Below are 8,107 nucleotides of genomic sequence, written 5' to 3'. Positions count from 1 at the left end.
CCCGCGCGAGGGCGCGCGCGACCACCGCCGCGACGCCCGGCGCCAGCCCGTGCGGCGGCTCGCCCGCCGCGGGCGGCAGGCGGCCGGTCAGCAGCTCGTACGCGAGGCACCCGAGCCCGTACACGTCGCTGCGCGCGTCCACCGCGTGGCCGCGCGCCTGCTCGGGGCTCATGTACGACGGCGTCCCCACCGCGCGCCCGCGCCCGGTCAGCGTCGGCCGCGCGGCCACGTCCGGCGTGCCGTCGCCCTCCGCCGGCGCGTCCGCCTCGTCCGCGCCCGCCAGCGCCTTGGCGATGCCGAAGTCGGTCACGAGCGCGTGCTCGCCGTCGACCAGCACGTTCCCCGGCTTCACGTCGCGGTGCACCACGCCGCGGCGGTGCGCGTACGCGAGCGCGCCCGCCACCTCGCGCACCACGCGCGCGACGTCCGCCCGAGGGAGCGGCCCCTCGCGGGCCAGCCGCTCGCGCAGCGACTCGCCCTCGATGAACGGCATCGTGAAGTAGAACAGCCCGTCCCCCGACTCGCCCGCCGCCAGCAGCGGCACGATGTGCGGGTGGCGCAGGGTGGCGGCGAGCCGCATCTCGCGCTCGAAGCGCGCGACGTCGATCGCGCGCGCCAGCGCCGGCGGCAGCACCTTCACCACGACGCGCCGCCCCAGCCGCAGCTCCTCGGCCACGAACACGCGGCTCATCCCGGCGCCGCCCAGCTCGCGCTCGACGGCGTACGCGGGGCCGAGCGCGCGGCGCAGGCGGTCGGGGAGGTCGTCGGGCGACGCGCCGGACGCGAGGGCGGCGGCGCGCAGCGCGCCCCCCTCAGCGGGATCGAGGAAGCCGGCCGCGTCGTCGTCGGCGGCCAGCAGCGCCTCGACGTGGCCGCGCAGCTCGGCGTCGTCGCCGCACGCCGCCTCGAGGAAGCGCACGCGCGCCACCCCGTGGTGCTCCAGCGCGTCGAGGAAGACGCGCATCGCCTCCGCCTGCCGCGCCGCGTCGGGCGGCGTCACGGCGCGCGCAGCTCGTGCCGGAGCCACGCCCGCGCGGCCGTCCACTCGCGCTTGACCGTGGCCGCGGAGACCCCGAGCGCCTCCGCCGTCTGCTCGATCGTGAAGCCGGCGAAGTAGCGCAGCTCGACCACGCGGGCCTTCTGCGCGTCGATCGCGGCGAGCCGGCCGAGCGCCGCGTCGAGCGCGAGCACGTCCACCTCGCCCGCGGCGTCGGCGCGCCCCGCGCCGGCGGCGCCGAGCGTCACGCGCACCGCGCCCGCGCCGCCGCGCTTCCCGGCGTCGTGCGCGCGGGCGTGGTCCACCAGCACGGTGCGCATCACGCGGCCGGCGACGCGGAAGAAGTGCCCGCGCCCCTCCCACCGCGCGCCCGGCTGCCGCGCCAGCCGCAGGTAGGCCTCGTGGACGAGGTCCGTCGGCTCCAGCGTGTGGCCGCCCGCCTGCCGCCGCATGTGCCACGCCGCCTGCCGCCGCAGCTCCTCGTACACGGCCGCCAGCAGCGCGTCGGGCGCCGACGGGTCGCCCTCGGCCCAGGCGTGGAGCAGCGCGGTCACGCCGCGGGAGGGAAGGGCCACGACGACTGTGCTGCCGGGTACGTCCTGCGGCGATGGGGTGACGCGGGAGCCGTATGCTACGGGAGGGAAATGGGGGCGGCAAGCCGTTTGTTTCCGGCCGGGCCAGGGGGCGGACGCTCAGTTCTCGAGGAGGGACTGCGCCGGCTCGATCGCGGCGACGCGCCGCGCCGGGAGGTAGCACGCGACAGCCGCAACAGCCGCGAGCCCGAGGGTGACCGCGCCGAGCGTCAGCGGATCGAACGGGGACACACCGACCAGCACCCCGTCCACGACGCGGCTGGCGAGGTAGATCCCGGGCGCGCCGACCAGCACCCCGAGCGCGACGAGCCGCGCCCCCTCGCCGAGCACCAGCCGGAGCACGCGGCCGTGGTCGGAGCCGAGCGCCAGCCGCACCGCGATCTCGTGCCGTCGCCGGCTCACCGACCCCGCGATCACGCCGTAGAGCCCCATCGCCGCGAGCAGGAGCGCGCCCAGCGAGAAGCCGGACAGCAGGACGGCGCTCAGGCGCGGCTGCTGCACCGCCGCGCTCACGATCTCGTCCATCGACCGGACGTTCGCGACGGCGAGCTGCGGATCGACGCGCGCGACCGCGGCGCGCACCTCGGGCACCAGCCCGGTCGGCGCGCGGTCGGTGCGCACGGCGAAGCTCAGCCCGTAGTCCGTGTAGTTCTCGTCGCGCAGGTAGACCTGCGGCCGGCCGTCCTGGTGGACGTCGCGGAGGCGCGCGTGCTCCACGACGCCCACGACGAGGAGCGTGTCGCCGAGGAGGCGGAACGTCGCCCCGACCGCGCCGCCCGTCGGGAAGAACTGCCGCGCCAGCGTCCGGTCGATCACCGCCTCGCGCACGCCGCGCGTGGGCGTCGGCGCGAACGCGCGCCCCGCGAGCACGCGGATGCCGAGCGCCTCGAAGTAGCCGGCGCGCGTCGGCATGAAGTCCACGAGCGGGCGGTCGCGCTCCTCGTCGCCCGTGTTGCCCGGCGCGCTCGGGAATCGCACCGTCGTCTGACTCGGGTCGCCGGCGAGCGGGAGCGCCGACGCCGCGCCGACGGCCGTGACGCCGGGGATCGCCGCCAGCTCGCGGTGGAGCCGTTCGTGCACCGCCAGCACCAGCGTGTCGCTCGGGTAGCGCGCGCCGGGGACCGGCACCCCGAACGTGAGCACGCCCGCCGGCGAGAAGCCGGGGTCGACGCGCAGCAGCCGATCGAAGCTGCGCACCACCAGCCCGCCCGCGCTGAGCAGCACCAGCGACAGCGCCACCTGGGCGACGACCATGGCGCGCCGCAGCGGCCCGAAGCCCCCGCCGCCGCCGCGCACCGCGGCGTTCCGGAGCAGCGTGGCGAGCTGCGCGCGCGTCGACCCCCCGGCCGGCGGCGCGCCGGCCAGCGCGCCGAGCAGCGCGCCGGCGGCGGCGGCCAGCGCGGCGAGGCGCCAGTCGACGGCGACGGTCGCGCGCCGCGGGAGGTCCAGGGGCGCGAGCGCGACCAGCGCGCGCGTCCCCCACACCCCGGCCAGCGCGGCGAGCGTGGCGACGGCCGTCCCGAGCAGCGCGGCCTCCAGCAGCGTCGCGCGGACCAGCGCCACGCGGTTGGCGCCGAGCGCGCGCGAGATGGCGAACTCCCGCTCGCGCTGCGCCGCGCGCACGAGCAGCAGCGTGGCCATGTTCACCCCGAGCACGAGCACGAGCAGCACCCCGGCGGCGCCGAGCACCAGCAGCGGCGCCCGCACCGCGGCCAGCAGGTCGGCCTTGACCCCCACCGGGTAGAGGCTGATCCCCTTCCCCTCGAAGTCGCGCTCGTCGACCATCCGGCCGACCGCGCCGACGGCCGACGCGACCAGCGTCGGCGGCGTGCCGGGGCGCGCGCGGAGCATGACGTTGTAGCTGCCGGCGCCCGGCTCCGTCTCGGCGAGGTTCACCGGGTGCGTGGCGTACGCGTCGGCCGCCAGCTGCCCGTCGAGGCGGAAGCCGTCGCCCATCACGCCGATCACCCGGTGCGGCTGTCCGTCGAGCACCACGTCGGTGCCGAGCACGTCGCGACGGCCGCCGAAGCGCCGCTGCCACAGCTCGTGGCCGAGCACGACCAGCGCCGGCCGGCCCTTGCCCACCTCGCCGGGCGCGAACGTCCGCCCGAGCGCCGGCCGCACGCCGAGCATCCGGAACAGGTTGGGCGTGGTGTAGAGGACGCCGATCTGCTCCGGCGCCGTCTCGTCCGACCCGGAGCCGGCCGCGGTCATCGTGTGCTGCGCCAGGTCGAGCGCCGCCGCGCCCTCGATCGCCCCGCCGGCCGCCGCGAGCGCCACGAGGTCGGTCCCCGCCAGGTTGCCGCGCTTGAGGTCGAACACCTTCCCGTAGTCGCGCCACACCATGTACAGGTCGTCGGGGCGCTCGTACGGCAGCGGGGCGAGCAGCACCTTCTGCACGACCGTGGCGACCATCGCGAAGGCGCCGAGTCCGACGGTGAGCGTGGCGAGCATGCTGAACGTGAACAGCGGCGCCCGCGCCAGCCGCCGGACGGCGCGCTCGGTGTCGCGCCCCCAGTTGCCGCTCCGCCGCCAGCCGACGGCCGGCCGCATGCGCTCGGCGAGCCCGTTCCGCGTGGAGTCGGCCAGCGACCGCAGCCAGACCCCCGCCAGCGCCCCCACGCCGCCGTCGCGCAGCGCCGCGCGGCAGCGGTCGCGGTACGTCTCGAGCAGCGCGTCCCCCATCTCGTCGCGGAAGTCGGCCGGGTAGAGGCGGAGCAGGAGGCGCAGCCAGCGGTCGGACGCCCGCACCAGCCGCCGCTCGCCCGCGTCGTCGGCCGGCGTGTCGCGCCGCCCCGGCATGACGTGGAGGGTCACGTGGCCACCCCCTCGATGAGCCCGCTCGCCGCGGCCGCGCGCATCAGCGCCGCCAGTCGCCGCGCCTCGGCGCGCGCCACCTGCAGCCCGAGCGCCGTGATCCGGTAGTAGTGCCGGCGCTCCTCCCCGGCCTCCGGCGCCTCGCGCCGCGCCGAGGCGCCGATCAGCCCCTGGTCCTGCATGCGGCGGAGCGCGCGGTAGAGCGTCCCAACGTCGGGCACCGCGGTCACCCCGCGCGCCTCGGCGTCCTGGATGATCCCGTACCCGTGGCGCTCGCCGGCGGCGAGGCTGAGCAGCACGTCGAACTCCACCGGCCGCAGCGGCAGGAAGCGTTCGATCGGGCGGTCACGATCCATTCCCATGCGACCTCTCCGGCATATTGGCGTCACGCATATACTGGCGTCGCGCATGTATGCGGAGCGGGCGGGTGATGGGCAAGTCGCGACCTGTTCACGGAGTGCAGTTTTGGATGTGCTGACGTTGTGTGTGAAAACACGCATTCTCCGAACGTTGTCCCGACGCTAGCTGTCGCCGCTGCGCGCATGAACGCCCTCATCCTCGGCGCCGGGAACATGGGGCGCGGCATCGCCACCCGCCTGCTCGCCGCGAAGGCGCGCGTCACCCTCCACGACGTGGACGTCGCGAAGGCCGAGGCGCTCGCCGCGGCGCTCGGCGAGGGCACCCCCGTCGCGCGCATCCCCGGCGAGGCGGTGCAGGGGAGCGACGTCGTCGTCCTGGCCAGCTGGCACGGCGCCAACCTCGAGGTCGCGCGCCCGCGCGGCGCTCCCCGCGGACGCGCGACCCTCGCTCGTCATGCCCGCCGCCGGCGCGGCGCGGGGCTGACGCGACGCCGCCCCCGCACAGGGGCGGCGCGCGCCCGGCTCACTGGATCGCCGGCCGCTTCAGGTGGACGTCCGTGCTCGCCTGGAAGCGGTGCGCGACCGAGAGGATGCGGTCGTCGGCGTAGAGCGCGCCGGTGATCACGGCGCCGACCGGCTGCGGCTTGAGCGGCGTCGCGGCGGCCGGCGGCTGGGCGGCGCCCGCCGGAGGGCCGCCCGGACCGCCCGGCGGCGTCGGCACGTCGAACTTGTACGGCACGACGACGCAGGGGTGTCCCGTCTGCGCGTTGGGCGCGACGTCGGCCGTCGGCGCGCCGACGAACATGTCGAGGTCCTTCATGAACTCCGCCCAGCGCGACACGAGCACATAGCGCCGCCGCTGGCTCTGCAGGAACTCGAACGCCTTCACGGTGCGCCCGTTCACGAAGCGCGGGTTCCAGTCCGCGGGCGCCATCGGCGTGCCGGCGCTCGCCATCGGCGACGTGCCCGGGAACGGGGCGCCGCCGGTGGTCGGCGTGACGACCGTGTTGAGGTCGAGCCCGATCTCCTTCGCCTTGCGCTGCACGTAGTCGTCGAACGCCGCCGCGTACTCGACGTTCAACCCGCCGCCGCCCATGCCGGGCACGGTGGGGCGGGCGCCGATCGCGATCGGCCGCATGCCGAGCGCGCGCAGCCCGTCGACGAACTCCTTCGGCGCGTTCGGGTCGACCCCGATGCGCAGCGACTCGAGCCTGATGGCGGGGTCGTACTGGAACGGCGTCGTCACGGTCGACGGGTCCTTCGGGTCGGCGCCGTGGATCGCGTGGAACACCATCGCCGCGTCCTCCACCGTGCGGGTCATCGGCCCGACGCGGTCCTGCGACCACGCGAGCACCATCCCGCCGGCGCGGCTCACGCGCCCGAACGTGGGGCGCAGCGCGCTCACGCCGTTGCGCAGCGCCGGCGACACGATCGACCCCTGCGTCTCGGTGCCGATGGAGAAGGCGACGCACGCCGCCGCCGTCGCCGACCCGGGCCCCGCCGACGAGCCGCTCGACCCCTGCGACAGGTTCCACGGGTTGTTGGTGCGGCCGCCGAACCACTGGTCGTTCTGCGCGAACAGCCCCGTCGAGAGCTTCGCGATCAGCACCGCGCCCGCCTCGCGGAGTCGCGCCACGACCTCGGCGTCCTCGTCGATGACGCGCCCCTCGAAGTCGCGCGCGCCCCACGTGGTGGGCACGCCCTTCGTCGCGAACAGGTCCTTCACGCCGTAGGGGAGCCCGTGCAGCGGGCCGCGGTAGCGCCCGGCCGCGATCTCGGCGTCCGCGCGCGCCGCCTCGGCGAGCCCCTGCGACTCCATGATCGTCACCGCGCACAGCAGCGTCGGGTTGAGCCGCTGCAGCCGGTCGAGGTAGATCCGCGTCAGGCGCGTGGAGGTGACCTTCCGCGCCTTGAGCAGCGCCGCGAGCCGGTGCGCGGGGAGGAACGCGAGGTCCTCGTCGCTCGTCGGCACGGGGCCGGTCCACGGCGCGACCCGGAAGCTCCCGCGCGCGAACGCCGCGGCGCCGCGCTCGCGGACGAGCCGCTCCATCAGCGCGCCGGTGCCGCCGGCGTACGGCATGAACTGCTCGGCCGGCGGCTCGCCGTTGCCGAGGGGGAACGGAGGCACCGCGGGCTGGCGCTCCGCGCCGGCGGGACGCGACGGCGGCTGCGCGGCCAGGAGGGCCGGCCCCGCGCCGAACGTGCTCGCGGCGGCGGTGACGAGCGAGACGAAGAGGAACTCGCGGCGGTCGACGCCGGTGAGCGCCTCGGCCGCCTCGGCGCGGCGCTCGTGCTCGGGCTGTGCCGCTTCCAGCAGATCGTCGGGCCTGTCCACGGGTCCTCGCGAGGCGTCGTTGCGGTGGCGCGCCCCGTCCGGCCGGGCGCGCCCGAAGCGTACGCCGCGGCGCACGGCCGGTCCAGCCGTCGCGCCCACCGCGCGCGTCCCGCGCCCCGCGTCCCCGCACCCGGAGGGGCGGCGCGACGGCGTCGTCCGCCGCCGCGCCGCCCCTCCGGGCGTCGCGTGCTCAGGGCCGGACCTGGACGTTCCCCGCCTCGTTGGCGAACTGCGGCGGGATGAAGTCGTTGGCGCAGTGCAGCGGCGCGACCGCCGCGGGGAAGAAGATCATCGGTGACGCCGTGTCCGCCGCCCCCACGCCCTCGCCGGTGTCCGTCACGTTCCAGATGTTGTGCGAGGCGGCGGGGTTGATCGCGCGCGGGATGCCGTTGACCACGACCGACGTGAGCTGCCCGGCGACGCGCGTGGTGTTGCCGGTGGTGCCCATGCACACCACGATGCCGTGGAACTCCTGCACCACGCCCGTCGCGGTGGTCAGCGTCATGTCGTACTGCCCCCTGGCCGCGTTCGGCGTCGCCGGGTCGGTGCGGAGCGCCACGAACGAGTACTGCTCGCTCGCGACGTTCGTGAAGAAGCCGGTGCCGAGCGTGAGCGCGACGTGCCCGGAGGCGCGGCCGCCGCTCGCCGCCTGCGCCGACGCGGCCATCTGCGTCGACCCGCCGAATCCGAGCGCGACGTCGGGCGGCCCGTCGACGGTGGCGGCGCCGCGCAGGTCGGCCGGCGTCGCGTCGCGCGCCGGGCCCGAGTCCCGGGCGGCGAGCGTCGGGCGCGTGACGTCGTCGGCGCACGCCGACAGCGCGGCGCAGAGGACCGCGAGGCGCGTGAGCGAGGTCTTCGTCATGCTGTGTCTCCGTGTCGTGGGGTGGATCGCGACGGGTCCGGTCGTCCGGGGCGCGGACCGGGGGCGGGGTGGTGGTGCGGGCGGCCTCACGAGCGCGCGGGCGCCGCCGGCGCGGCGGCCGCGCAGCGGCCGGCGTGGCGCGCG

7 protein-coding genes are annotated in these 8,107 nt (G+C 76.8%); all 7 read right to left on the bottom strand.

Annotation, left to right across the window (positions count from 1 at the left end):
• Window positions 1-1,000: serine/threonine-protein kinase (locus tag PYV61_RS16680; RefSeq protein WP_275833641.1), on the bottom strand; the 1,000-nt coding region annotated here is incomplete at its 3' end.
• On the bottom strand, window positions 997-1,551 hold the full coding sequence (locus PYV61_RS16675; RefSeq protein ID WP_275833639.1) for an ECF-type sigma factor: 555 nt from the start codon (window positions 1,549-1,551) through the stop codon (window positions 997-999). The genes PYV61_RS16675 and PYV61_RS16680, both read right to left, overlap by 4 nt.
• Window positions 1,552-1,689: 138 nt before the next feature.
• Window positions 1,690-4,407, bottom strand: coding sequence for an ADOP family duplicated permease (locus PYV61_RS16670; protein ID WP_275833637.1), 2,718 nt, complete (start codon window positions 4,405-4,407; stop codon window positions 1,690-1,692).
• On the bottom strand, window positions 4,404-4,769 hold the full coding sequence (locus PYV61_RS16665; protein WP_275833635.1) for a PadR family transcriptional regulator: 366 nt from the start codon (window positions 4,767-4,769) through the stop codon (window positions 4,404-4,406). Before PYV61_RS16665 ends, PYV61_RS16670 begins: the two co-directional genes overlap by 4 nt.
• A gap of 159 nt (window positions 4,770-4,928) precedes the next feature.
• Window positions 4,929-5,222 (bottom strand): hypothetical protein, encoded by a 294-nt coding sequence (locus PYV61_RS16660; protein WP_275833633.1) that lies wholly within the window; start codon window positions 5,220-5,222, stop codon window positions 4,929-4,931.
• A gap of 67 nt (window positions 5,223-5,289) precedes the next feature.
• Window positions 5,290-7,101 carry an amidase gene (locus PYV61_RS16655; RefSeq protein ID WP_275833631.1) on the bottom strand — a complete coding sequence of 604 codons (1,812 nt, stop codon included), beginning with the start codon at window positions 7,099-7,101 and terminating at the stop codon, window positions 5,290-5,292.
• Window positions 7,102-7,291: 190 nt separating this feature from the next.
• Window positions 7,292-7,963: a hypothetical protein gene (locus PYV61_RS16650; protein ID WP_275833629.1), complete on the bottom strand. Its 672-nt coding sequence runs from the start codon at window positions 7,961-7,963 to the stop codon at window positions 7,292-7,294.
• Window positions 7,964-8,107 lie beyond the last annotated feature (144 nt).

It is taken from the genome of Roseisolibacter sp. H3M3-2 (assembly GCF_029211165.1).
Classification (GTDB): Bacteria; Gemmatimonadota; Gemmatimonadetes; order Gemmatimonadales; family Gemmatimonadaceae; genus Roseisolibacter.
This window is presented reverse-complemented; position numbering and strand designations above follow the sequence as displayed.

Excerpts from the sequence above, each read along its gene's own strand:
- PYV61_RS16650 (WP_275833629.1), bottom strand. The coding sequence starts at position 7,963 with ATGACGAAGACCTCGCTCACGCGCCTCGCGGTCCTCTGCGCCGCGCTG.
- PYV61_RS16660 (WP_275833633.1), bottom strand. The coding sequence starts at position 5,222 with ATGACGAGCGAGGGTCGCGCGTCCGCGGGGAGCGCCGCGCGGGCGCGC.
- PYV61_RS16665 (WP_275833635.1), bottom strand. The coding sequence starts at position 4,769 with ATGGGAATGGATCGTGACCGCCCGATCGAACGCTTCCTGCCGCTGCGG.